The sequence below is a fragment of the Streptomyces sp. enrichment culture genome, assembly GCF_964272855.1.
Classification (GTDB): Bacteria; Actinomycetota; Actinomycetes; order Streptomycetales; family Streptomycetaceae; genus Streptomyces.
On sequence record NZ_OZ186847.1, the window covers coordinates 7035079 to 7058674 of the forward strand.

The 23596-nt window shown below is 72.4% G+C and carries 20 protein-coding genes, 1 pseudogene and 1 riboswitch; of the genes and pseudogenes, 12 read left to right on the forward strand and 9 right to left on the reverse strand.

The genetic code is table 11. The features are described 5' to 3' along the window. The first annotated feature begins 42 nt into the window (after positions 1-42). The 6 genes from ACSU6L_RS31230 to ACSU6L_RS31255 all read left to right on the forward strand — a co-directional run bounded on the left by ACSU6L_RS31230 (position 43) and on the right by ACSU6L_RS31255 (position 5927). Positions 43-1086 carry a sugar-binding transcriptional regulator gene (locus ACSU6L_RS31230; protein WP_437062191.1) on the forward strand — a complete coding sequence of 348 codons (1044 nt, stop codon included), beginning with the start codon at positions 43-45 and terminating at the stop codon, positions 1084-1086. A 229-nt stretch (positions 1087-1315) separates the two neighbouring features. Beyond that, positions 1316-1654 (forward strand): barstar family protein, encoded by a 339-nt coding sequence (locus ACSU6L_RS31235; RefSeq protein WP_437062193.1) that lies wholly within the window; start codon positions 1316-1318, stop codon positions 1652-1654. A gap of 108 nt (positions 1655-1762) precedes the next feature. Beyond that, the gene (locus ACSU6L_RS31240; RefSeq protein ID WP_437065126.1) at positions 1763-3205 is read left to right on the forward strand and encodes a GuaB1 family IMP dehydrogenase-related protein; all 1443 of its coding nucleotides are present in this window, start codon (positions 1763-1765) and stop codon (positions 3203-3205) included. Positions 3206-3275: 70 nt separating this feature from the next. Then, a complete protein-coding gene (locus ACSU6L_RS31245) occupies positions 3276-3773 on the forward strand; it encodes a GNAT family N-acetyltransferase (protein WP_437062195.1) in 498 nt (165 codons plus the stop codon). Between the two features lie 233 nt (positions 3774-4006). Then, the gene (locus ACSU6L_RS31250; RefSeq protein ID WP_437062197.1) at positions 4007-5464 is read left to right on the forward strand and encodes an amino acid permease; all 1458 of its coding nucleotides are present in this window, start codon (positions 4007-4009) and stop codon (positions 5462-5464) included. 10 nt (positions 5465-5474) lie between these two features. Beyond that, a complete protein-coding gene (locus ACSU6L_RS31255) occupies positions 5475-5927 on the forward strand; it encodes an Lrp/AsnC family transcriptional regulator (protein WP_073941891.1) in 453 nt (150 codons plus the stop codon). 27 nt (positions 5928-5954) lie between these two features. Here the strand turns inward: ACSU6L_RS31255 and ACSU6L_RS31260 are convergent, their stop codons facing one another. Further along, positions 5955-6413 (reverse strand): hypothetical protein, encoded by a 459-nt coding sequence (locus ACSU6L_RS31260; RefSeq protein WP_437062200.1) that lies wholly within the window; start codon positions 6411-6413, stop codon positions 5955-5957. Between the two features lie 260 nt (positions 6414-6673). Between ACSU6L_RS31260 and ACSU6L_RS31265 the strand changes: the two genes are divergently transcribed. Beyond that, positions 6674-7870, forward strand: a complete 1197-nt coding sequence (locus ACSU6L_RS31265) for an MFS transporter (RefSeq protein WP_437062202.1) — start codon at positions 6674-6676, stop codon at positions 7868-7870. Here the strand turns inward: ACSU6L_RS31265 and ACSU6L_RS31270 are convergent. After that, a pseudogene (locus ACSU6L_RS31270) lies at positions 7842-8277 on the reverse strand (Repetin); the annotation flags it as partial. The gene ACSU6L_RS31265 and the pseudogene ACSU6L_RS31270 sit on opposite strands and share 29 nt — an antisense overlap. Positions 8278-8594: 317 nt before the next feature. On the opposite strand from ACSU6L_RS31270, the gene ACSU6L_RS31275 reads away from it, so the two are divergent. Both ACSU6L_RS31275 and ACSU6L_RS31280 read left to right on the forward strand, forming a co-directional pair. Next, the gene (locus ACSU6L_RS31275; protein WP_437062204.1) at positions 8595-9383 is read left to right on the forward strand and encodes a carbon-nitrogen hydrolase family protein; all 789 of its coding nucleotides are present in this window, start codon (positions 8595-8597) and stop codon (positions 9381-9383) included. A gap of 84 nt (positions 9384-9467) precedes the next feature. Further along, on the forward strand, positions 9468-11165 hold the full coding sequence (locus ACSU6L_RS31280) for a flavin monoamine oxidase family protein (protein ID WP_437062206.1): 1698 nt from the start codon (positions 9468-9470) through the stop codon (positions 11163-11165). Between the two features lie 12 nt (positions 11166-11177). Here the strand turns inward: ACSU6L_RS31280 and ACSU6L_RS31285 are convergent, their stop codons facing one another. After that, positions 11178-12107, reverse strand: coding sequence for an LLM class F420-dependent oxidoreductase (locus ACSU6L_RS31285; protein ID WP_437062208.1), 930 nt, complete (start codon positions 12105-12107; stop codon positions 11178-11180). A 100-nt stretch (positions 12108-12207) separates the two neighbouring features. Beyond that, the gene (locus ACSU6L_RS31290) at positions 12208-12894 is read right to left on the reverse strand and encodes a DUF5995 family protein (protein WP_073941884.1); all 687 of its coding nucleotides are present in this window, start codon (positions 12892-12894) and stop codon (positions 12208-12210) included. A gap of 203 nt (positions 12895-13097) precedes the next feature. Here ACSU6L_RS31290 and ACSU6L_RS31295 point away from each other — a divergent pair, with 203 nt between their 5' ends. Then, positions 13098-14246 (forward strand): glycoside hydrolase family 6 protein, encoded by a 1149-nt coding sequence (locus ACSU6L_RS31295; protein ID WP_437065127.1) that lies wholly within the window; start codon positions 13098-13100, stop codon positions 14244-14246. Positions 14247-14253: 7 nt separating this feature from the next. Here ACSU6L_RS31295 and ACSU6L_RS31300 read toward each other — a convergent pair whose 3' ends face one another. After that, entirely contained in the window at positions 14254-15642 is a 1389-nt protein-coding gene (locus ACSU6L_RS31300; protein WP_437062210.1) for a uracil-xanthine permease family protein, read from the reverse strand. Between the two features lie 196 nt (positions 15643-15838). Between ACSU6L_RS31300 and ACSU6L_RS31305 the strand changes: the two genes are divergently transcribed. Beyond that, entirely contained in the window at positions 15839-16300 is a 462-nt protein-coding gene (locus ACSU6L_RS31305) for an acyl-CoA thioesterase (protein ID WP_437062212.1), read from the forward strand. On the opposite strand, the gene ACSU6L_RS31310 is transcribed toward ACSU6L_RS31305, so the two are convergent. Next, positions 16260-17471 carry an MFS transporter gene (locus tag ACSU6L_RS31310; protein ID WP_437062214.1) on the reverse strand — a complete coding sequence of 404 codons (1212 nt, stop codon included), beginning with the start codon at positions 17469-17471 and terminating at the stop codon, positions 16260-16262. The genes ACSU6L_RS31305 and ACSU6L_RS31310 overlap by 41 nt on opposite strands. Before the next feature lie 169 nt (positions 17472-17640). Between ACSU6L_RS31310 and ACSU6L_RS31315 the strand changes: the two genes are divergently transcribed. Further along, on the forward strand, positions 17641-19032 hold the full coding sequence (locus tag ACSU6L_RS31315; RefSeq protein WP_437062216.1) for an ROK family transcriptional regulator: 1392 nt from the start codon (positions 17641-17643) through the stop codon (positions 19030-19032). 18 nt (positions 19033-19050) lie between these two features. Here the strand turns inward: ACSU6L_RS31315 and ACSU6L_RS31320 are convergent, their stop codons facing one another. From ACSU6L_RS31320 to ACSU6L_RS31330, 3 genes are all read right to left on the reverse strand, one after another. Continuing rightward, on the reverse strand, positions 19051-19797 hold the full coding sequence (locus ACSU6L_RS31320) for an SDR family oxidoreductase (RefSeq protein ID WP_437062218.1): 747 nt from the start codon (positions 19795-19797) through the stop codon (positions 19051-19053). An 87-nt stretch (positions 19798-19884) separates the two neighbouring features. Next, on the reverse strand, positions 19885-20772 hold the full coding sequence (locus ACSU6L_RS31325; protein WP_437062220.1) for an RNA polymerase sigma-70 factor: 888 nt from the start codon (positions 20770-20772) through the stop codon (positions 19885-19887). A gap of 121 nt (positions 20773-20893) precedes the next feature. Further along, the gene (locus tag ACSU6L_RS31330) at positions 20894-23239 is read right to left on the reverse strand and encodes a chitinase C-terminal domain-containing protein (protein WP_437062222.1); all 2346 of its coding nucleotides are present in this window, start codon (positions 23237-23239) and stop codon (positions 20894-20896) included. Between the two features lie 214 nt (positions 23240-23453). Continuing rightward, positions 23454-23584: riboswitch (FMN riboswitch) on the forward strand. The last annotated feature ends 12 nt before the right edge of the window (positions 23585-23596 follow it).

Genomic DNA, 23596 nt, shown 5'->3' on the forward strand with positions numbered 1-23596 from the left:
CAAGCGCGCCGGATCTGCAAGGATGAACGGCGAATCCAGAGTGTGAACAGCAGTGAGGAGATCGCCGTGTCGGGTATGTCGGCGGGCCGGTCAGCCATGCGGATGGGACCCGCTGAGCTGGTGCAGGCGGCGGCCATGGCCCGCCGCTTCTACCTCGAGGGGAAGTCCAAGATCCAGATCGCCGAGGAGTTCGGCGTCAGCCGCTTCAAGGTGGCCCGGGTCCTGGAGACCGCCCTCGAACGGGATCTCGTGCGTATCGAGATCCGGGTGCCGGCCGAGCTGGACGCGGAGCGCTCCGACGCGCTGCGCGCCCGCTACGGCCTCAGGCACGCCGTCGTGGTCGAGTCCCCGGCGGAGGCGGAGGAGACACCCGACCCCGAGAACCTGGGGGAGGTGGCCGCCGACCTGCTCGGCGAGCTGGTCAACGAGGGTGACGTGCTGGGTCTGGCCTGGGGCCGGTCCACCATCCACATGGCGGCCGCCCTCGACCGGCTGCCGCCCTGCACGGTGGTGCAGCTGACGGGCGTGTACGACGCCGGGACCGCCGAGCGCGGCTCGGTGGAGGCGGTGCGGCGTGCCGCCCAGGTGTCGGGCGGCGACGCCCACCCCATCTACGCGCCGATGCTGCTGCCGGACGCGGCCACCGCGGTGGCGCTGCGCAACCAGACGGGGATCGCCCGGGCCTTCGAGTACTTCGACAAGGTCACGGTCGCCTGTGTCTCTATCGGCTCCTGGGAGCCCGGCATCTCGACGGTGCACGACATGCTCAGCGACGAGGAGCGGGCGCACTACGCCTCGCTCGGTGTCGCCGCCGAGATGTCCGCGCACCTCTTCGACGCCGAGGGCCGCCGGATCGGCCGGGACCTGGGCGAGCGGTGCATCACGGTCAAGGCCGACCAGCTGCGCCGTATCCCCGAGGTGGTGGCGATCGCGGGCGGACAGCGCAAGGCGGCCGCGATCGACGCGGTGCTGCGGTCCGGGCTGGTCACCAGCCTGGTCACGGACACCTCGGCCGCGGACTACCTGATGACGGCGGGCCCGACGCCGAAGCCCGCGCTCAACCGGGCGGACCCGGACGGACACTGACGGGCGCCGGCGGGCGCCGGCGGACACCGAGGGACGCGGGCGGCGGGTGAGCCGGGCACGGCCGTGGCAGCATCGACGGCATGCGGCCGCGGTGCGTCCCAGGCGCCCTCGTCCGTCTGCGCGCCGTCGCCGTGTCGGCTGCGCGCGGTCCGCGCGCTGGTTTCCGCGCCGGTCTCGGCGGGATCCACTACACCGACGATCACTACGACTCGTTCAGGGCGGTGCCGAGATGACGGAACGCGTGGTCACCCTGGATCTCGCCGGGATCACCGACAAGGCGGGCCTCATGGACCGCTGCGCCCGCGCCCTGGACCTGCCCGACTGGTTCGGCCGGAACTGGGACGCGCTCGCCGACAGCCTCGGCGACCACACCCTCTGGCCGGAGGACGCCGTAGAGCGGGGACTGCTGGTCGTCGTACGGAACTGGCAGGGGTACGCGCAGGCCCGGCCGGACGAGTGGCGGACCGCTCAGGAGGTGTTCGGTCAGGCGGCGGACCACACTCCGGCGCTCTCCGTGCACCTCGCGCTTGGAGGATCCTCCCAACGCCTCCCTGACCAGCCTGGATGAACTGCCCGTACGTCGCTGAGGGGGCGCCATGGGAGAATGAAGTACGTGCTCTTTCCCCCTGGCTGACCTGTCCGGGGGCCACCTCTGATCGACTGGGATGTGCAGCACGTGCGTTTCCTCAACGACATCCAGCCCTCGTACGACCTGACGTACGACGACGTGTTCATGGTGCCGAGCCGCAGCGCGGTCGGCTCCCGCCAGGGCGTGGACCTCAGCTCCCCGGACGGCACGGGCACCACGATTCCGCTCGTCGTCGCCAACATGACCGCCATCGCCGGCCGCCGGATGGCGGAGACGGTGGCCCGGCGCGGTGGCCTCGTGGTCATCCCGCAGGACATCCCGATCGAGGTCGTCACCGACGTCGTCTCCTGGGTCAAGAGCCGTCACCTGGTGCTGGACACCCCGATCGTGCTGGCCCCGCACCAGACCGTCGCCGACGCACTCGCCCTGCTGCCCAAGCGCGCGCACAACGCCGGCGTGGTCGTCGACGAGGACCACCGCCCTGTCGGTGTCGTCACCGACCAGGACCTGACCGGCGTCGACCGCTTCACCCAGCTCGAAGTGGTCATGTCCAAGGACCTGCTCCTGCTGGACGCCGACATCGACCCGCGCGAGGCCTTCAACACCCTCGACCACCACAACCGGCGCTACGCCCCGGCGGTCGACAAGGACGGCAGGCTCGCCGGCATCCTCACCCGCAAGGGCGCCCTGCGCGCCACCCTGTACACCCCGGCCACCGACGCGAACGGCAAGCTGCGCATCGCCGCCGCCGTCGGCATCAACGGCGACGTGGCGGGCAAGGCCAAGCAGCTGCTGGACGCGGGCGTCGACACCCTCGTCATCGACACCGCGCACGGTCACCAGGAGTCGATGATCAGCGCGATCCGCACGGTCCGCGCGCTCGACCCGCAGGTGCCGATCGCGGCGGGCAACATCGTCTCCGCCGAGGGCGTGAGGGACCTGATCGAAGCGGGCGCCGACATCGTGAAGGTCGGCGTCGGCCCCGGCGCCATGTGCACCACCCGCATGATGACCGGCGTCGGCCGGCCGCAGTTCTCCGCGGTGCTGGAGTGCGCCGCCGAGGCGAAGAAGTACGGCAAGCACGTGTGGGCCGACGGCGGTGTCCGTCACCCGCGCGACGTGGCGATGGCCCTCGCGGCCGGCGCGTCCAACGTGATGATCGGCTCCTGGTTCTCCGGCACGTACGAGTCCCCGGGCGACCTCCAGCACGACGCCGACGGCCGCGCCTACAAGGAGTCGTTCGGCATGGCCTCCGCGCGTGCCGTGCGCAACCGCACGTCCGAGGAGTCCGCGTACGACCGTGCCCGCAAGGCGCTGTTCGAGGAGGGCATCTCCACGTCCCGCATGTTCCTCGACCCGGCCCGCCCGGGCGTCGAGGACCTGATCGACTCGATCATCGCGGGCGTCCGCTCCTCCTGCACCTACGCCGGTGCCGGCTCCCTGGAGGAGTTCGCCGAGAAGGCGATCGTCGGCATCCAGAGCGCCGCGGGCTACGCCGAGGGCAAGCCGCTGCACGCCAGCTGGAGCTGACCAGCCCCCAGCCGAAGGCCCCCGGGAAATCGGGGGCCTTCGGCGTGTCCGGCGCCGTACGGTCGGGTCCATGGAGATCACCGTGTGCCGTGCCGAGGACCTCGAGGCGCTGGAGCGCCTCCTGCCGTCGAACAGCGTCGGCGGCTCGCACGCCGCCCGTTTCGCCCGCCAGGAGGCCGGGGAGAGCAGCTATCTCGTCCCGTGGCTGGACGGGCGGCCCGTGGGCCACGCGGAGGTGCGCTGGACCGGCTGCGCGGCGCCCGAGGTGCGGGCCGTCCAGCCGGGCTGCCCGGAGATCAACGGCCTCCTCGTCGCGCCGCCGTCCCTGCGTTCCCAGGGCATCGGCACGGCCCTGATCCGCACCGCCGAGCGGCTCGCGGCCGAGCGCGGCATCGCCGTCATGGGTCTCGGTGTCGGCCGCGGCAATCCGCGCGCCGAAGCTCTTTACGCACGGCTCGGATACCGGCCCGCGGTGGCCTACGTCGACCGGTGGACATACCTGGACGAACAGGGCGTCCAGCAGGAGCAGGCCGACTCCTGCACGTTCCTCGTCAAAACCCTCCACTGAGCAACGCGACGCAACACTCGACAGCCCCCGCGCAACGAACCCCCGCCCCACCCCCAGGAACGCAATGATCTTGCGGGCATGCGCAAGGTTGCTGCATTACAGCCGCAACGCCCCGGCCATAGAGTGCTGCGCTGTACGTGGCGTGGCGGGGACCCCGCTCGGTGGGTCCCGGCTGTCGTCGGGGTGCCGCCGGACCCCGTCCGACCTGAACGGCAGCGAGAAGGAGCCAGCGCGTGCTCGACCAAGGCGCACCCCCGCAGAACCCCACCCAGCCAGGCCCGGGCGTCGCCGCGCGCCTGCTGCGCCGCAAGCCCGTGGAACGCCTGGTCGCGGAGGGCGGCCAGGGTGAGGGAGGCGCGCTGCGCCGCTCCCTGGGGCTGTGGCAGCTCACCATGATCAGCATCGGTGCCACGCTCGGCACCGGCATCTTCGTCGTCCTCGGCGACGCCGTCCCGGAGGCCGGCCCCGCGGTCACCCTGGCGTTCGTGATCGCCGGTCTGACGGCCCTCTTCTCGGCCCTGTCCTACGCCGAGCTGGCGGGCAGCATCCCGGTCGCCGGTTCCTCGTACTCGTATGCATACGCAACGATGGGCGAGCTGGTCGCCTGGGTATGCGGCTGGTGTCTGGTCCTGGAGTACGGCGTCTCGGTGGCCGCCGTCGCCGTCGGCTGGGGCGAGTACCTGAACGAACTGCTCGACGGCACGATCGGCGTCACCATCCCCGCCGCCCTGTCCTCCGCGCCCGGCGAGGGCGGCGTCATCAACCTGCCCGCGCTGATCGTCGTCCTGCTGGCGATGGTCTTCCTGCTCGGCGGGGTGCGGGAGTCCGCCCGCGCCAACACCATCATGGTCGCGGTGAAGATCGCGGCGCTGGTGCTGTTCTGCGCGGTCGGCTTCATGGGCTTCAAGTCCGGCAACTACGCCGACTTCATGCCGCTCGGCATGGCCGGGGTCAGCGCCGCCGGCGCCACGCTGTTCTTCTCCTACATCGGCTTCGACGCCGCCTCCACCGCCGGTGAGGAGGCGAAGGACCCGAAGAAGGACCTGCCCCGCGCGATCATGCTCTCGCTGATCATCGTCACCGTGCTGTACGTGCTGGTCGCGGGTGTCGCCGTCGGCGCCTGGCACTGGACGAAGTTCGAGGGCTCCGAGGCCTCCCTCGCCGCGATCATGAACGACGTCAGCGGACAGACCTTCTGGGGCACGCTCCTCGCCCTGGGCGCGGTCATCTCCATCGCCAGCGTGGTGCTCACCGTGCTCTACGGCCAGACCCGCATCCTCTTCGCGATGTCCCGCGACGGCCTGGTCCCCAAGGCGCTCGGCAAGATCAACCCGAAGACCGGCGCGCCGCGTCTGAACACGGTGGTCGTCTCCCTGTTCTGCGGTGTGCTCGCCGCCCTGATCCCGCTGGGCAAGCTCGTCGACGCCACCAGCATCGGCACCCTGTTCGCCTTCGCCCTGGTCAACATCGCGGTGATCGTGCTCCGCTACAAGCGCCCGGAGCTGGAGCGCACCTTCAAGGTGCCGTTCGGCCCCGTGCTGCCGGTGCTGGGATTCGTCTTCTGCGCCTACAACATGTTCAGCCTCGACACCGTCACCTGGGTCGTCTTCGGGTTCTGGATGGCCGCCGGTCTCGTGTTCTACTTCCTCTACGGCTATCGCCGGTCCCGTCTCGCAACACCTGAGAAGTGAACACCCCACTGTGCTGAACGATCTCGACGAACGCATCGTGCACGCCCTCGCCGAGGACGCCCGCCGCTCCTACGCGGACATCGGTCAACTGGTCGGACTGTCCGCCCCGGCCGTGAAACGGCGCGTGGACCGGCTCCGAGCCACCGGGGCCATCACCGGATTCACCGTCCGGGTGGACCCGTCGGCGCTCGGCTGGGAGACCGAGGGGTTCGTCGAGATCTACTGCCGCCGCAACACCTCGCCGGAGACCATCCAGCGGGGCCTGGAGCGCTACCAGGAAGTCGTGGCCGCCTCCACCGTCACCGGGGAGGCGGACGCGATCGCCCAGGTCTTCGCCTCCGACATGCGGCACTTCGAACGGGTCCTGGAGCGGATCGCCGGGGAGCCGTTCGTCGAACGCACCAAGTCGGTGCTGGTGCTGTCCCCGCTGCTGCGGCGCTTCTCGTCCGGGTCGCCGACCTGAGCGGTCGGCTCGCCGACCCGACCGCTCTCATCCGGACCGGCGGCGGACCGCCGCCAGCAGCCGCCGTACGCCGATCGCGTGGCCGCCCGTGCCGATGACGAGCCGCCCGTAGAGGGTACCCGCCGGGCCGGGAAACCTGGCCCGGGTCTCGGCCCGCAGCACGGTTCGTCCCGGGCCCGCCTCGTCGAGGCGGAAGATCAGGGCGTACGTCGAGAACCGGTGGCGCCCGACGAGGACCAGCTCCCGGCCCGGATCCGCGGCGGCCACCCTGAACCCCGCGAGCGCCGAACCCTCCGTCAGCGGCCGGGGCCCGGACACCGTGCGGTCGGCGCAGCCGACCCGGCGCGCGTACCCTGCCGCCCCGCCGCCCGCCCACGAGCGGTCCAGGACTTCACCCAGCCCCCTCCAGACGACGTCGGCGCCCGCCGCGACCACCGTGCTGTGCCGGTCGACGAACGGCAGGGCGAGACGATCGGCGGCATTCATGGAGGATCCCTTCGGCGGGCGGCTTCGGCTTGTCGTGAGGAAGTCTCGCGCCCCGGTGCGGGCGACGGCCTCCTCCGCGAGGCGGACACGGGTAGCCGTGCGGCGGAGCCGCCGGATCGCCGGGAACCCTGCGCGGGCGAGCCGGTCCCGCCTACCATCGGTGCCATGACCTGGCGACATTGATCCACCCGCCGTGCCTCCCGAGGGCCGCCTCGGACGCCGTACCCCCGGCGTCCGATCCGTCCCAGTGGGAAGGCCTCATGACACTCTCACCCGCACGCGTGCCCGGCACCGGCGTCCGCCGCCTCACGGCCACGCTGTACGGCTACGCGTTCCTCGACGACTTCGTCCTGCTCTACCCGGTGTACGCGCTGCTGTTCGCCGACACCGGCCTGTCGCTCTGGCAGATCTCCTCCCTGTTCGCCCTCTGGTCGGTGACCGGCGTCCTGCTGGAGGTCCCCTCCGGCGCCTGGGCCGACGCCTTCTCGCGCCGGCTGCTGCTGTGTCTCGGCCCGCTGCTCACCGCCGTCGGCTTCGGCCTGTGGGTGCTGGTCCCGTCGTACTGGGCCTTCGCGGCCGGGTTCGTCCTGTGGGGTGCCGGGGGAGCGCTCGGCTCCGGTGCCCTTGAGGCCCTGGTGTACGAGGAGCTGGACCGGCTCGGCGCGGCCGACCGGTACGCCCGGGTCATGGGCCGGTCCCACGCGGCACGCCTCCTGGCCACGGTCGCCGCGGTCGCGCTCGCCGGCCCGGTGTTCGCGCTCGGTGGCTACGCGGCGGTCGGCGCGGCCAGCGTCCTGGCGGCCCTGCTGACCGCGGCGACGGCCACCCGGTTCCCGCAGCACCGCACGCCGGCGACCGAGGGCGGCGACGGTTGGGCCGCCACCCTGCGGTCCGGGCTCGCCGCCGCCCGCGGCGACCGGTCCCTGCGGGGCGCGCTGCTGCTCGTCCCCGCCGTCGGCGCGGTGTGGGGCGCGCTCGACGAGTACACGCCGCTGCTGGTGCGGGAGACCGGGGTGCCCGACGAGCTCGTGCCCTACCTGATCATGCTGATCTGGGCGGGGGCCGCCGCCGGGAGCCTGCTCGCCGGGCGCGCCGCGGGCCTCGGCGGGCACGGGCTCGCCGGAGTGCTCGCCGGGGCCGCGCTCGCCCTCGCCGTGGGAGCCGGCCTGGGCACACCGGCCGGCCTCGGTCTCGTGGCCCTCGCCTTCGGCGGCTTCCAGCTGGCCACGGTCCTCGCCGACGCCCGGCTCCAGCACCGCATCCAGGACGGCGAGCGCGCCACGCTCACCTCGGTCGCGGGCCTCGGCACCGAGCTGGCCACGATCGCCGTGTACGGCGGCTACGCGGCACTCGGCGGATCGGCGGCGCACGGCACCGTCTTCGCGCTGTTCGCGGTGCCGTACCTGGTGACGGCGCTGCTGCTGACCAGAGCCGGGGCCGCCACGGCACGACCGTGAAGTCGCCCGTCCCCCGCTCGACCTTCTCGAAGGGGGCGGACCCCTCGCACTCGGGCAGTCCCTCCGTCTCGGCGGGGCTGCCCGTCGCGGCCCAGCTGTAGCCGAGCCGGTCGTGCCGGCCCCGGTCGTGCACGGTGATGCCGACCCGCTTGCCCTCGGCGCCGGGCAGGTCGGAGTCGGTGATCACGCCGGAGACGACCGCGACCTAAGGTGATGGGGTCCCCGGCCGACCGGTACAGCTTGGCCGTGCCGGTCAGCGCGGCGGCCTCCCGCTTCTCCGCGGCGGTCCGGCGCTGCTGCGTGGCGGCCTCCCGCTTTTCCGCGGCGGCGGTGCCGGCCGCCGCGCCGGCGGCCGTCAGCAGGGCAAGCGCGACACCGGACGCGGCTGTCCTCGTGCGACGCTTCATGGCAGGTCCTTTCCGGGATTTCCGCAGGTGAGAGCCGGTGATGCGAACGGTCACCACTCTCCCCGCGGACCACCCCCCGCCACATCGCGCCGACGGCGTCACCCCGCCTCCGCCACCCGGCGGAGGACTGGGCCCGGTGGTATGCCCCGAGGGCGACCGGGCGTACGACTCGGGGCGCGCAACGAATCGCCGCCACGCCCGGCACGGACGCAACGAACCGCGCACGAGCGCGCAACGGCTCCTCCTTGTCCGCCCGACTCCGCCGCCCGTACCGTCTACGTGTCCCCCACACCCATCCGTCCCGGTGAGGAACACGCATGCGCATCGCCCTGCTCCAGAGCTCCGGCCGCCCCGGTTCCACCGTCGAGAACCTCAAGGTCCTCGACGAGGCCGCGGGCCGGGCCGCCGCCGCGGGCGCGGGACTGCTGGTCGCGCCGGAGATGTTCCTCACCGGCTACGCCATCGGAGACGACGTCGCCCGCCTCGCCGAGCCCGCCGACGGCGACTCGGCCGACGCGATCGCGGAGCTCGCCTCCCGCCACGGTCTGGCGGTCGCGTACGGCTACCCGGAGCGCGCCGACGCGATCGTCTTCAACTCCGTCCAGCTGATCTCCGCCGACGGCACCCGCCTCGCCAACTACCGCAAGACCCACCTCTTCGGCTGCTTCGAGCGCGACCAGTTCACGCCGGGCGAGCAGCCGGTGGTCCAGGCCGAGCTGGACGGGCTGCGGGTCGGCCTGATGATCTGCTACGACGTGGAGTTCCCGGAGAACGTCCGCGCCCACGCGCTGGCGGGCACCGACCTGCTGCTGGTGCCGACGGCCCAGATGCACCCGTTCCAGTTCGTCGCCGAACACCTGGTCCCGGTGCGCGCCTTCGAGAACCAGATGTACGTCGCCTACGTCAACCGGGTCGGCGTGGAAGGGGAGTTCGAGTTCGTCGGGCTCTCCACCCTGGCCGGACCCGACGGCGTCGCCCGCACCCGGGCCGGCCGCGCCGAGGAGCTGGTCCTCGCCGACGTGGACCCCGTCTCCCTCGCTGCCTCCCGCGAGGCGAACCCGTACCTGAAGGACCGCCGCCCGGCCCTCTACGGGTCCCTTCTCTGAAGCCCCGGCCCCCGCCCTCCCCCCCGCCCCCCGCTTCTCTTCTCGCTTTCTGAGCAAGATTTCCGCGCAAGGAGTCCGTACCCCATGACGTCCACGGTGCCCAACGCCGTCGAGCACGCCGACGAGCAGCAGCCGCCGATCACCATGTTCGGCCCGGACTTCCCCTACGCGTACGACGACTTCCTCGCCCACCCGGCGGGCCTCGGCCAGGTGCCCGCCACCGAGCACGGCACCGAGGTCGCGGTCATCGGCGGCGGCCTGTCCGGCATCGTCGCCGCCTACGAGCTGATGAAGATGGGCCTCAAGCCCGTCGTCTACGAGGCCGACCAGATCGGCGGCCGGCTGCGCACCGTCGGCTTCGACGGCTGCGACCCGGCGCTGACCGCCGAGATGGGCGCGATGCGCTTCCCGCCGTCCTCCACCGCCCTCCAGCACTACATCGACCTGGTCGGACTCGAGACCCGGCCGTTCCCGAACCCCCTCGCCGAGGCGACCCCGTCGACCGTCGTCGACCTCAAGGGCGAGAGCCACTACGCCGAGACGATCGACGACCTCCCGCAGGTCTACCGCGACGTCGCCGACGCCTGGAACAAGTGCCTCGAAGAGGGCGCCGACTTCTCCGACATGAACCAGGCGATGCGCGAGCGGGACGTGCCGCGCATCCGGGAGATCTGGTCGCAGCTCGTCGAGAAGCTCGACAACCAGACGTTCTACGGCTTCCTCTGTGACTCCGAGGCGTTCAAGTCCTTCCGGCACCGCGAGATCTTCGGCCAGGTCGGCTTCGGTACCGGCGGCTGGGACACCGACTTCCCCAACTCCATCCTGGAGATCCTGCGGGTCGTCTACACCGAGGCCGACGACCACCACCGCGGCATCGTCGGCGGCTCCCAGCAGCTGCCGCTGCGCCTGTGGGAGCGCGAGCCGGAGAAGATCACGCACTGGGCGTACGGCACCTCGCTCGCCAAGCTGCACGAGAACGGCGCGCCGCGCCCGGCCGTGACCCGGCTGAACCGCACCGCCGGCAACCGGATCACGGTGACCGACGCGAACGGCGACATCCGCACCTACCGTGCGGCGATCTTCACCGCCCAGTCCTGGATGCTGCTGTCGAAGATCGCCTGCGACGACTCGCTGTTCCCGATCGACCACTGGACGGCGATCGAGCGCACCCACTACATGGAGTCCTCCAAGCTCTTCGTCCCCGTCGACCGGCCCTTCTGGCTGGACAAGGACGAGGAGACCGGCCGGGACGTCATGTCGATGACGCTCACCGACCGCATGACCCGCGGCACCTACCTGCTGGACGACGGCCCGGACAAGCCCGCCGTCATCTGCCTGTCGTACACCTGGTGCGACGACAGCCTGAAGTGGCTGCCGCTGTCCGCGAACGAGCGGATGGAGGTCATGCTGAAGTCGCTCGGCGAGATCTATCCCAAGGTCGACATCCGCAAGCACATCATCGGCAACCCGGTGACGGTCTCCTGGGAGAACGAGCCCTACTTCATGGGCGCGTTCAAGGCCAACCTGCCCGGCCACTACCGCTACCAGCGGCGCCTGTTCACCCACTTCATGCAGGACCGGCTGCCCGAGGACAAGCGGGGCATCTTCCTCGCCGGCGACGACATCTCCTGGACGGCCGGCTGGGCCGAGGGCGCCGTCCAGACCGCGCTGAACGCGGTCTGGGGCGTCATGCACCACCTGGGCGGCACCACCGACCCGACCAACCCGGGCCCCGGTGACGTGTACGACGAGATCGCGCCGGTCGAGCTGCCCGAGGACTGAGCCGGGTCCGGCTCAGATACCGGCCGCGCGGGCCTTGTCGTAGACCTGCGCGGCCAGGTCCACGAGTTCCCGGGCGTCGCGCGGCACGCCCAGGAAGTCGACCATGATCTCCTCCAGCCCGATCTCCGCGAACGGGACCAGGTCGGCGACGATCTGGTCGACGCTGCCCTGGAAGGGCCGGCGGTCGGAGCCGTCGTACGTCCGCGGCGTGTACTGCGCGTTGACCCGCAGCACCGTCCGCAGGGGAGCCGTACGGCCCCGCTCGGCCGCCAGGTCCTGGAGCCGGCGCCACTGTTCGGCGAGGGCGTCGGCGTCCATCGCCACCGGCAGCCAGCCGTCGGCGTGGTCCACCAGCCGCCGCTGGGCCTTGGGGCTGGACGCGGCCAGCAGGACCGGGATGGGCCGGGCGGGCTTGGGACCGACCGCGGCGGAGGCGATCGTGGTGGTGTCGCCGTCGTAGGCGACCGGGTCCGGGCCCCACACCGCCCGGCACACCTCCAGCAGCTCGTCCAGGGCCCGGCCGCGCTCCGTGAACGGCCGGATGCCGGCGGCCGCGTACTCGTCGAGGGACCAGCCGGTGCCGAATCCGGCGACCACCCGGCCGCCGCTCGCCGCGTCCAGCGTGGCGAGCGTCTTGGCGAGCTGGAACGGCACGTGCAGCGGGGCCACCAGCACGCTGGTGCCGAGGCGGGCCCGCTCGGTGGCCGCCGCGGCGAGCGTCAGCGTGACCAGCGGGTCGGCGACATGCCGGTAGAGCTCGGGCCACGGCAGGCCCTCGATGCCGTACAGCCCCTGGGTCGCGGGTTCGGGGAACAACGCGCGCTCGAACACCCACAGACTCTCGTAGCCGACGCGCTCCGCGGCGCGTGCCACCTCGGGTACGTCGCGGCCGATGTCGTAGTGCCGTGCCTGGGGCAGTCCGAGGCCGAGCCGAATCGCCATGTCCCGTGCTGCTCCTTTGCGTGAGCGACGCCGAAGGGGTCATTCAACTTACAACGATTCAATGGGGAGTTGCCTGGTGAGCGTAAAGCGGTTGGCTTGATCAGTCCGGTAGCGGAGTGAGCATCATCCGTCCCGCGAACCCCACCGCCGCGTCCAGCCGCTCGACGAACTCCGCCGTGAGATCGGGCAGTCGGCGCATCGCCCACAGCGCCCGCGCCGCCGCCCACGTCGCGTCCCGGGCCCGGTCCAGGCTCCACGCGCCGAGCAGATGGGTGAGCGGGTCGGCGATCTGCAGCAGATCGGGGCCCGGCATCAGATCCTCGCGGATGCGCTCCTCCAGCGTCACGAGGAGGTCGCCCACGCGGTCGAACTCATCCTCCAGATCGGCCGGTTCGCATCCCAACGTACGGCAGGCGTCCACGACGGCGAGCGCCAGATCGTGCCCGATGTGCGCGTTGATGCCCGCCAGCGCGAACTGCAGCGGACGTACGCCGGGGTGGCGGCGGAACTGGAACAGCGGCCGCCAGCAGGCCGGCGGGCGGCGCTCCTCGGCGACCGCGTCGACCGCCGCGAGGTACCGCTCCGCGAACCGTACGTCCAGCGTCATCGCGGCCAGCGGGTCCGGGAACCGGCCCGCGTCGATGCGGTGGTCGACCGCCTCGGTCACCGCGAGGTAGACGCGGTTGAAGACCGCCACCCCGTCCCGAGGGGGCAGGGACGCGTCGAGCGCGCGCATCCGGGAGACGACCGCGTCGACGGGAGTGGTGAAGTGTTCCAACTGCGCCATGGGGGCAGCGTCCCAGCCTTACGCTTGCCGCGGTGCCGACGAGCCCGGCGCTTCCCCAGAACGGGGGAACGGGTTCGTCGCACGGGGGAGTGAGCCGTGGGGGAGACGGCGACACAAGGGGGGAAGAGCACGTGTCAGGCTTACGTGCCCGGCGGCTGGCCGAGCGCAGGGCCGCGCGCAGGCGTGCCGTCCGGCGCAACGCGATGGTGGTGGCCGCCTCGGTCGTGGTCGCGGTCGGCGCGGTGACCGGACTGAGGTCCGCGTTCGACGACCGGCCGCCCGTCGAGGAGGCGAGCAGCACCGAGCGGACCCGGTCGCCACGGCCGGACCCGCCGCCGGTCGAGCCGCCGCCGTCGCCGTCCCCGCGGTCGGCGGCACCCTCCGCCTCCGCCTCGCCCTCGTCCTCGACCGGCCCGCCGTCCGAGGGGCCGCCGTCCGCCACCGCGACGCCCCGCGCCACCGACCGGGAGCAGCGCGGCGCCCCGGCGGCCGGGCGGCTCTACCGCCACCCCGACTCCCACGTCCTCGACTGGGTGCGCGCCAACCCCGACGACCCGCGCCGCGACGTGATCCGGCAGCGCATCGCCGATCAGCCCGCCTCGGTGTGGTTCGCCGACTTCACACCGGCCACGATCACCTCACGGGTCGCGGCGGTCACCTCCGGCGCCGCCGCCGAGGGCCGGGTGCCGGTGCTGGTGCCGTACGCGATCCCGGACCGCGACTGCGGCGGCCACTCGCAGGGCGGGGCCCCCGGCCTCGCCGCCTACGACGCGTGGATCGACCGGTTCGCCGCCGGGCTGGGCTCCGGCGAGGTCATCGTCATCCTGGAGCCCGACGCGGTCGCCCAGGCCGACTGCCTCTCCGCCGCGGACCGCGCCGCCAGGTTCGCCTCGCTGGCCCGCGCGGGCCGGGTGCTCAAGAAGGCCAACCCCGAGGCCCGCGTCTACCACGACGCCGGCCACTCCGGCTGGCGCCCGGCCGCCGAGCAGGCCGGACTGCTGCGGCAGGCGGGCGCCGCCTCGGCCGCCTCCTCCGACGGCGTCTTCAGCAATGTCTCCAACTTCCACCGCACGGCCGACGAGATCGCCTACGACCGGCGGGTGCTGGACGCCCTCGGCGGCCCGGCGGACCTGGGCGCGGTCATCGACACCAGCAGGAACGGCAACGGCGCCCCCGCCGACGGCCGGTGGTGCGACCCGGAGGGCCGCAAACTCGGCCGCGCGCCGACCCTGAACACCGGCGAGGAGCGTATCGACGCCTACCTGTGGGTGAAGCTGCCGGGGGAGTCGGACGGCTGCAAGGGGGCGCCGGGCACGTTCACCCCGTCGTACGCCTACGACCTGGCGCGCTGAGAAGCGGCTACGACGACTTGGTGTCCTCGGTGTCGTAGCTGGACGTGCCCTCGTCCAGCAGCGGCTCCTGCGCCTTGAGGTGGGCGGGGGCGAAGGCGCCCAGCGCGTGGTAGCCGGTGATGACGACCAGGGTGCCCAGCGCGATCCCGCTGAGCGAGAAGTTGTCGGTGATCTCCAGGGAGACGTTGCCGACGCCGATGATGATGCCCGCCGCGGCCGGCACCAGGTTCAGCGGGTTGCGCAGGTCCACCTTGGCGTTGATCCAGATCTGCGCGCCGAGCAGGCCGATCATGCCGTACAGGATGACGGTGATGCCGCCGAGCACGCCGCCCGGGATGGCGGCCACGACCGCGCCGAACTTGGGGCAGACGCCGAACAGCAGGGCGAACGCGGCGGCGGCCCAGTAGGCGGCGGTGGAGTAGACGCGGGTGGCGGCCATCACGCCGATGTTCTCGGAGTACGTGGTGGTGGGCGGGCCGCCGAACGCGGTGGACAGCATGGAGCCGACGCCGTCGGCGGAGATCGCCGTGCCGAGCTTGTCGTCCAGCCGCTCGCCGGTCATCTCGCCGACCGCCTTGACGTGCCCGGCGTTCTCCGCGACCAGGGCGATCACGACGGGCAGCGCGACCAGGACCGCCGACCACTCGAAGGACGGGCCGTGGAAGGAGGGCAGACCGATCCAGTCGGCCTGGCCGACGGCGGAGAAGTCCAGCCGCCAGTGGTCGGTGACCTTGCCGCTGCCGTCCACGGAGTGGATCTTGCCGAGGACCAGGTCGAAGACCCAGGAGATGCCGTAGCCGAAGACCAGGCCGAGGAAGATCGCGATCCGGGACCAGAAACCGCGCAGGCACACTACGGCCAGACCGGTGAACAGCATCACCAGCAGCGCCGTCCACTGGTCCTGCGGCCAGTACGTGGAGGCGGTCACGGGGGCCAGGTTGAAGCCGATCAGCATGACCACCGCGCCGGTGACGATCGGCGGCATCACCGCGTGGATGATCCGCGCCCCGAACCGCTGCACGGCGAGCCCGACGAGGAACAGCGCGACCCCGACGACGAAGACGGCGCCGGTCACCGTGGCGCTGGTGCCGCCCTGGGCGCGGATCACCGCGGCGACGCCCACGAAGGACAGCGAGCAGCCCAGGTAGCTGGGCACCCGGCCGCGCGTGGCCAGCAGGAACACGATCGTCGCGACGCCCGACATCATGATCGCGAGGTTCGGGTCCAGTCCCATCAGCACCGGGGCCACGAAGGACGCGCCGAACATGGCCACCACGTGCTGGGCGCCGAGTCCGGCCGTACGCGGCCAGGAGAGCCGTTCGTCGGGGTGGACGACGGCTCCGGGGGCCGGAGAGCGTCCGTCGCCGTGCAGTTTCCAGCGGACGCCGAGATCCATGGGGTGTCGCTTTCGTCGTGCGGGCAGCTTCGTCCGGACCATTGTCAGGGGTGGACGGGGGTGCTTCGCACATGTGAGCGCCTGCTCGGGGTGGGACGAAGCTGCTGGAGGCTCGGCGAAAGCGGGCGCTTAGGATGATCGCGCCCGGCACTTCATGTACTGGGCACCTATCCCGCGCGTCCCTGGAGCCCCGCCCATGACCACCGCCGAAGCCCCGGCCGCCCCCGCCCCGTCTTACGGCCGGCTGATCCCCGTCACCGTCCACTTCGACGACCTCGACGCGCTCGGGCTGCTGCACAACGCCCGCTACCCGGTCCTCGTCGAGCGCGCCTGGACCGAGCTGTGGCAGGAGCACGGGGTGACCTTCGAGGGCGACTGGGCCGCCGCCGGCGACGCCTGCAACGCCGTCAGGGAACTGCGGATCAGCTACGAGGCGCCGGTGACCCGGCCGGGCGGCTACGCCGTCCACCTCTGGCTGGACCGGCTCGGCACCACGGGCCTCACCTACGGCTTCCGGTTCTGCTCGGCCGACGGGACGGTGACCTACGCCCAGGGCAGCCGGGTGCTGGTCCGGCTGGACGCCGGCACCATGCGCCCGGCCCCGTGGAGCGAGCGGTTCAGGGCCGCGGGCCGGGAACTGCTGCGTCCGCAGCGCTGACCTTCGGACGGCCCCGGTCGCCGGACCGCAGCACGCCGGCGAACACGGCGAGCCCGCAGGCCAGCACGGTGACCAGGCCGAACGACACCACCAGGCTGGTCAGCTGGGCGAGCCCGCCGATCGCGCTCGGGGCGACCAGCCCCGAGGTGTAGGTGATCGTGGCGACGCCCGCGATGGCCAGGCTGGGGTTCGAGCCGCTGCGGCCCGCCGCCGCGAAGCACAGCGGGACCACCACGGCGATGCCCAGCCCCATCAGGGCGAACCCGGACATCGCCACCGCCGGATGCCCGCCGATGACGATCAGCAGACCGCCGAGGGTCGCCAGCACGCCGCCCCAGCGGACCGTCCGCACCGCGCCGAAACGGTCCACCACCTTGTCGCCCGCGATCCGGGCGACCGCCATGGTGAACGTGAACCCGGTCGTGCAGGCCGCCGCCAGACCGGCCGAGGTGCCCAGCTCGTCACGGAGATACACCGCCGACCAGTCCAGGCTCGCCCCCTCCGCGAACACCGCGCAGAACCCCACCGCGCCGATCAGCACCGCCGAGCGGGGCGGCAGCGCGAACCGCGGCGGCGGCTCCTCGTCCTCGGCGGGCTGGAGGTCCAGCACCCAGCCGCAGGCCACCAGGCCGACCACGGTCAGCACACCGGCCGCCAGCGTGTGGTGCAGCCGGGCGTCGGAGCCGAGGTGCGCGGCGAGCGTGCCGGCCGCCGAGCCCAGCAGGGCGCCCGCGCTCCACATGCCGTGCAGGCCGGACATGATCGACCGGTTGAGGCGGTTCTCCACCTCCACGCCCAGGGCGTTCATCGCCACGTCCGACATGCCGGCCGTGGCGCCGTAGACGAACAGGGCCAGACAGAGCGTGGCCAGGTTCGGGGCGAGGGCGGGCAGGGTCAGCGACAGCGTCCACAGCGCCAGCAGTCCGCGCAGGGCCGTACGGGCGCCGAAACGGTGGCTGAACCAGCCCGCGAGCGGCATCGCCACGGACGCGCCGAACGCGGGGAAGGCGAGGGCGAGGCCGAGCTGGCCCGCGCTCACGCCGGCGTGGTCCTGGATCCACGGCACCCGGGTCGCGAACGAGCCGGTGACCGCTCCGTGCACGGTGAACACGGCGGCCACGGCGTAGCGGGCGCGCCGCACGACGCGTTGCTCGTAGACCACTTCACTCATTGTCGGGCCCCTCCCCGGGCGTGTTCGCGCCGTCCGCGCCGTGCCGCTGTCGCCGTCCGCGGGGGCGCCGTTTCTGCGGCCGTAAACTATCAGGAAGCCTGCCTGATAGATAGGGCGTATTCTCGTGGCCGCCCGCAGCGCGGGCCCGACCGTCTGGGAGGATCCCGGCATGCCCGCATCCCCGAGCACCGCCCGGGCCATCAACGACCGGCTCGCCCTGCGCCTGCTCCAGCAGGAAGGCCCGTTGACGGCGGGGCAGTTGAAACAGCTGACCGGACTGTCCCGGCCGTCCGTCGCCGACCTCGTCGAACGCCTCACCGCCGCCGGACTCGTCGCCGTGGTCGGCGAGGCGGGCGAGCAGCGGCGCGGCCCCAACGCCAGGCTGTACGGCATCGTCGCCGACCGCGCCCACCTCGCCGCGCTCGACGTGCGTACCGAGAGCGTCAGCGTGGTCGTCTCCGACCTGCTCGGCCGGGTGCTCGCCGAGGCCTCCGTGCCGATCGGCGACGGCACCGGGACCGGGCCCGCGGTGGAACAGGCGGTCGCCCTCGTCGAGCGGGTCGCCAAGGAGGCCGGCGCGGACCGGCTGCACACCGTCGGGATCGGCGCGCCCGGACTGATCGACCCCGCGACCGGCGAGCTGCGCGACTCGACCGGCCTGCCCGCCTGGCACCGCCGCCTCGTCGCCGCGCTCCAGGAACGGCTCCCCGAAGCCCGCGTCATCGTCGAGAACGAGACCAACCTCGCGGCCCTGGCCGAACAGCGCGACGGCGCCGCCCGCGACCGCGACACCTTCGTCCTGCTCTGGCTCGGTCACGGCACCGGCGCGGCGGTCGTCCTCGACGGCAGTCTCCGCCGCGGCGCCTCCGGCGGCACCGGAGAGATCGGCTTCCTGCCGGTACCGGGGACGAGCGGCCTGCCGTCGGCGACGGACTGCGAGGGCGGCTTCCACTCCCTGGCGGGCGCGTCGGCCATCGAGAGCCTCGCGCTGCGGCACGGGCTGACCGCGCCCCACGCGGGCGCCGGCCCGTGGGCGGCGGAGCTGGTGGGCGCGGCGGCGCGCGGTGCCGAAGGCGGGGCGGATGCCGGGCCCGGCCCCGGCTCCGAGGGCGCGCCGGGCGCCGGGGGACCGGCCGGCTTCGCGTATGAGGCGGGCGGCTCCGGCTCCATGGGCGGTGTGGGGCCCGAACCCGGCCGGGGTGCCGGGACGGCGGTGGGCTCGTCGGGCAGCGCGTCGGCAGTGCCTGGCGACGAGGCCGGTGCGGGCGGTCCCCCGGACCCCGGGGCTCGTTTTCTCGACGCCCTCGCCGACCGGATCGCCGTCGGGGTCGCCTCCGTCGCCGCTGTGCTGGATCCGGGCTGTGTGGTGCTCGGGGGTGAGATCGGGCAGGCCGGAGGAGCGGAGCTGGCCGCTCGGGTCGAGGCGCGGGTCCGGCGGATGTCGCCGCTGGCGACCGAGGTGCGGACGAGTGTCCTCGGCGGCGGCGCGGTGCTGCGCGGCGCGCTGCTGACCGCGCGGGACCGCGCCCAGGACGAGCTGTTCACACCGCCGGAGAGATGACCGTACGGGCCGGCCGGCCTACCGGCCGCTCCCGAAGCGGGCCGCCAGGTACTCCTCGAACGTGCCCTTGCCCACCGCCCGTCCGGGCGTGAGATGGCCGCCCGCGCGGAAGGCGCGGTACGCGGAGCCCCACAACGGCACCCGCAGCAGCCGTCGCCGGCGCCCCGTCGCCGCCAGGTACGCCCGGGCCAGGGACTCCAGCGACCGCACCTCGGGTCCGCCCATGTCCGGGACCCGCCCGGCCGGTCCGCCGAGGGCGAGTTCCGCCAGCCGGTCGGCGACCTCCGCCACCGCGATCGGCTGGTCCGGCACCCCGGCCGGCAGCGCCATCACCGGCGGCTTGGCGAGCGCCTGGAACACCTGGACCAGCAGATCGTGGAACTGGGTCGCCCGCAGCACGGTCCAGCCGATCCCCGACTCCTCGACCAGCCGCTCGACGGCGAGCTTGGACCGGTAGTAGCCGTACGGCACCCGGTCGACGCCGACGATCGAGATGTAGAGCAGATGGCCGACGCCCGCCCGCCGCGCCGCCGCGATCAGGTGGCCGGCCGCCTGTTCGTCGCCGCCGCGCGGCGAGCTCGCGCAGTGCACGACCGTGTCCACGCCCGCCACGGCCGCGTCCAGCCCGCCGCCCGCCCGCAGGTCGACGGCGTACGGCTGAGCGTGGCGGCTGAGCACCCGCACCTCGTGTCCGTCCGCCCGCAGCCGCTCGGTGACGAGCCGGCCGAGGGTTCCGGTACCGCCGGTCACCAGGATCGTGGTCATGCTGTCGGTCCCTTCGCGTGGGGCGCTCCCGGCCGGAACGCCCTCCGCATTGGAGACCGGGCGGCCCCCGCGGAATGTGACAACCGCCTACCGGTGAGCGAGCTGGCGCCGTACGAAGGCCAGCTTGTCCGGGTTGACCACGGCCCGCGCCTCGGTGATCAGTCCGTCCGCGGACTCGAAGGACACCACGGCGACCAGCGTCCCGTCAGCCCACGCGGCGAGTGCGCTCCCGCCGTTGACCTCGACGAGCGTGTAGGTGAACCCGGCCGCGAACCGCTGCGAGCCGCCCGCGAGGAAGCGCAGCACCTTCTCGCGGCCCTCGAGCGGCCGCCGGGCCGCGGAGACCTTGCCCCCGCCGTCGCTCCACCAGGTCACGTCGGCGGAGAGCAGCTTCTCCAGGCCGCCCAGATCGCCCTCGCGCGCGGCGGTGAGGAAGGACGCGACCAGCTCCCGCTGCCGCTCGGGTTCCGGTTCGAACCGGCGTTCCTGCGCCGCGACCCGCCGTACCGCCCGCCGGTACAGCTGCCGGCAGTTCGCCTCGCCCAGCTCCAGCACCTCGGCGATCTCCCGGTGGCCGTATCCGAACGCCTCCCGCAGCACGTACACCGCCCGTTCGGCCGGCGTGAGCCGTTCCAGGAGCACCAGCAGTGCCATGGACACGGCGTCCCGCTGCTCGGCCGACTCCAGTGGCCCGAGGGTGCCGTCGGCGGTGCCCACGGGTTCCGGCAGCCAGGGCCCGGCGTACTGCTCGCGCCGGGCATGGGCCGAGGTCAGCCGGTTGAGGCAGAGGTTGGTGACGACCTTGGCGAGCCAGGCCCCCGGGTTTTCGATCTGCGCGCGGTCGGTGCCGCTGAAGCGCAGATAGGCGTCCTGGACGGCGTCCTCGGCCTCGTCGGCGGAGCCGAGCAGACGGTAGGCCAGCCCGAACAGCCGGCCCCGGTGGAGTTCGAACTCGTCGGCGATCGCGCTCGTCATGACGATCACCCTGCCAGAGCGGTACGCCGCGCGGCGCTTTGGCAGGGTGCGGGGTGGCTCTGGTGAGACCCGGCGGCGGGCAAGGGCCGTCGTCACCGCCGCCGGGCCCGTCCGTCCGGGATCAGCAGGCGCCCAGGTCCTGCCAGACCCCCCATTCGCCGGTGGTGCCGGGCTCCTCGCCCTTCGTCCACCACTTGGCCTTCCACGTGTGGGACTTGTGGGACACCGTCGAGCCGCCGCCGTACTCCGAGCCGGCGTTCCACGCCGGGGCGGTGCAGGCCCCGGGCGTCGGGGTCGGTGTCGGGGTCGGGGTCGTCGGGTCCGGCGTGGGCGTGGTGCCCGAGCCCGGCTCCACCACCGTGGTGCCGCGGGCCAGGTTCCCGGCGAGCGCGTACGTCGTGCCGGCGATGTTCACGGTCCAGTTCCACGGGGTGGACACCGGCAGGTAGTAGTTGAAGGACAGCTCCACGGACGCGCCGGGCGCCAGCGTCTGCCAGGCCGGCAGCTTCAGCGAGACGCGGTGGAAGTCGCCCTTCAGCCCGCCGACGTTGTTCCCGGTGTGGTCGCTGCTGATCACCTTGGTGCCGAAGCCCGACTGGTCGGAGGCGTTGGCCGGGGCCGCGGTGGAGTAGTCGAACTGGAACTCCGTACCGCCCGGCAGCGTCGTCTTCGTGTTGTTGGTGATCTTCACCTTGGGCGTGATCGGGTAGTTGGAGTCGCCGAGCTTGAACTCCCCGAACTCCACGCCGACGTCGACGGCCTTGGCGGGCAGATCCTTGTTCGAGACCTTCGCGCCGTACGGGGCGGCCGACTTGAACTTGTCGTACATCAGCGAGGTGAGCGTGGAGCCGGGCTCGTACTGGCCCTTGGCCGCGTTCCAGCCGTAGTCGCCCGCCAGCTCCCAGATCATGGTGCCGCCGATGCCGCGGTCCACGACGTAGTCGGCCTTGGCGGCCACCGACTGCTCGTCCTCGGTGGAGAGGAACACCTTCTTCTCGGCGTTCCACAGCCACGGCGCGACCAGGGTGGAGTCGTACTTGCGGGCGTAGGTGCCGGTGAGCCGGGTGTCGGCGGGGAAGCCGTACTTCGTCAGGTAGTCCCCGACGATGCCCTTCTCCAGGTTCTTCGCGTGCCACATCGGGTTGGAGCCGGCCGGGGACTCCTTGCCGTTGTCGTCCTTGTCGTGCCACAGGTTGTCGATGCCGACCGCGCCGTCACCGCACTTGGTCAGGCCGGAGCCGGCCGGGCAGGTGGTGGCGGCGGCCTTGCCCCACAGGCCGTCCGTGCCGCCCTGGACGTTCTTGAAGCCGCGCGTGTAGTAGGGCAGGCCGATGTTGATCCGGCCGGCCGGCATGGAGCCGCGGAAGTAGTGGTACGCCCAGTCGGTGTTCAGGTAGCCGATGCCGCCGTACTGCTGGCTGCCGTAGACGTTCGCCGCCGCGAGTTCCGCGTCCTTGCCGTCGTCGAAGAGGGAGGCGTTCGGGCCGACGTACTCGTTCCAGGCGCCGTGCAGGTCGTACGACATGATGTTGACGTAGTCCAGGTACTTCTGGACCTGGAAGGTCTCCATGCCGCGCAGCAGGTAGCCGGACGAGGGGGCCGCCACCGTCAGCAGGTAGTGCCTGCCGTCCGCGGCGCCCGCGCGGTCCAGCTTCTCCCGCAGGGTCTTCATCAGCGCCGCGTAGCCCTTGACCAGACCCGCGCGGCGGGCGTTGGCGAAGGACCAGTCGAGCGGGTTGCCCGCGTCCTTCATGGTCGTCGGGTACTCGTAGTCGATGTCGACGCCGTTGAAGCCGTACTTGCGGATGAAGGCGACCGCCGAGTCGGCGAAGGTGTCGATGCCGGCCTGGTTGACCGAGCCGTCGGCGTTGGTGGCCATCGAGTAGAAGCCGCCGGAGTTCACGCGCTTGCCGCTGTCGTCGAAGTAGCCGCCGGTCTCGGCCCAGCCGCCCACGGAGACCAGCGTCTTGACGTTCGGGTGCTGCTTCTTGAACTTGCTCAGCAGGTTGAAGTGGCCCTTGTAGGAGAACTCCGGGTCCATCTCCGCGTCACTGACCCCCGGCCAGGTCATGCCGGTGGCCGCGTTCGTCGGGCCGTCCGCGCCGACGGAGATCTTGTTGCCGCCGTCGATGTGGGCGAAGGCGTAGTTGAGATGGGTGACCTTGTCCCACGGGATGTCCGGGGCCAGGTACGCGGGCGTGCCGTCCTTGCCGGTACGCCAGCCGGTGAAGTAGCCGATCACCCGGCGCTGGTGGTCGGCGCCCATCTTCTCCCGGCCGTCGGCGTCGTAGACCGAGCAGTAGGGGACGTCGACGCCGGGGGTCTTGTAGAGGCCGTCGGGGCGACAGGACTCCTGGTCGGCGGCGTGCGAGACGGTCGCCGGGAGGCCGGCGAGCAGCAGACCCGCGACGGCCCCGGCGGCCGCGAGCAGGGCGGGTCGGGCCCGGTGACGTGAGGGGGACAGCACAGTCGGTTCCTCTCCACGGAAGTTGCGCAGACCCTAGAGAGGACTAGACCAGTGAGTCAATAGGTATGGACCAATCTGAAGTGCGGGTGGGAACGGGGGAGTTGGCGTTGCCGGAAGCGCTCGGAATGTCCATACGGGCGCGCTGTGAGCCACCCCACACCGCTCGCCCGTATGGACGTCGATCGGGCGTGGCAAACTGGCCCTGTACCAGTAGCAGCGCACTCCGGGGTCGGTGAAAGTCCGAACCGGCGGTTACAGTCCGCGACCCGGTCGCCTCCAGCGGCCGGTTGACCAGGTGAAATTCCTGGACCGACGGTTAAAGTCCGGATGGGAGGCAGTGCGCGGCGGGCGGGCATT

What these genes read in the sequence shown, in the direction of transcription:
- ACSU6L_RS31235 (WP_437062193.1), top strand. Translation starts at nt 1,316, where the DNA reads ATGACGGAACGCGTGGTCACCCTGGATCTCGCCGGGATCACCGACAAG.
- ACSU6L_RS31245 (WP_437062195.1), top strand. Translation starts at nt 3,276, where the DNA reads ATGGAGATCACCGTGTGCCGTGCCGAGGACCTCGAGGCGCTGGAGCGC.
- ACSU6L_RS31260 (WP_437062200.1), bottom strand. Translation starts at nt 6,413, where the DNA reads ATGAATGCCGCCGATCGTCTCGCCCTGCCGTTCGTCGACCGGCACAGC.
- ACSU6L_RS31265 (WP_437062202.1), top strand. Translation starts at nt 6,674, where the DNA reads ATGACACTCTCACCCGCACGCGTGCCCGGCACCGGCGTCCGCCGCCTC.
- ACSU6L_RS31275 (WP_437062204.1), top strand. Translation starts at nt 8,595, where the DNA reads ATGCGCATCGCCCTGCTCCAGAGCTCCGGCCGCCCCGGTTCCACCGTC.
- ACSU6L_RS31280 (WP_437062206.1), top strand. Translation starts at nt 9,468, where the DNA reads ATGACGTCCACGGTGCCCAACGCCGTCGAGCACGCCGACGAGCAGCAG.
- ACSU6L_RS31285 (WP_437062208.1), bottom strand. Translation starts at nt 12,107, where the DNA reads ATGGCGATTCGGCTCGGCCTCGGACTGCCCCAGGCACGGCACTACGAC.
- ACSU6L_RS31290 (WP_073941884.1), bottom strand. Translation starts at nt 12,894, where the DNA reads ATGGCGCAGTTGGAACACTTCACCACTCCCGTCGACGCGGTCGTCTCC.
- ACSU6L_RS31295 (WP_437065127.1), top strand. Translation starts at nt 13,098, where the DNA reads ATGGTGGTGGCCGCCTCGGTCGTGGTCGCGGTCGGCGCGGTGACCGGA.
- ACSU6L_RS31300 (WP_437062210.1), bottom strand. Translation starts at nt 15,642, where the DNA reads ATGGATCTCGGCGTCCGCTGGAAACTGCACGGCGACGGACGCTCTCCG.
- ACSU6L_RS31305 (WP_437062212.1), top strand. Translation starts at nt 15,839, where the DNA reads ATGACCACCGCCGAAGCCCCGGCCGCCCCCGCCCCGTCTTACGGCCGG.
- ACSU6L_RS31310 (WP_437062214.1), bottom strand. Translation starts at nt 17,471, where the DNA reads ATGAGTGAAGTGGTCTACGAGCAACGCGTCGTGCGGCGCGCCCGCTAC.
- ACSU6L_RS31315 (WP_437062216.1), top strand. Translation starts at nt 17,641, where the DNA reads ATGCCCGCATCCCCGAGCACCGCCCGGGCCATCAACGACCGGCTCGCC.
- ACSU6L_RS31320 (WP_437062218.1), bottom strand. Translation starts at nt 19,797, where the DNA reads ATGACCACGATCCTGGTGACCGGCGGTACCGGAACCCTCGGCCGGCTC.
- ACSU6L_RS31325 (WP_437062220.1), bottom strand. Translation starts at nt 20,772, where the DNA reads ATGACGAGCGCGATCGCCGACGAGTTCGAACTCCACCGGGGCCGGCTG.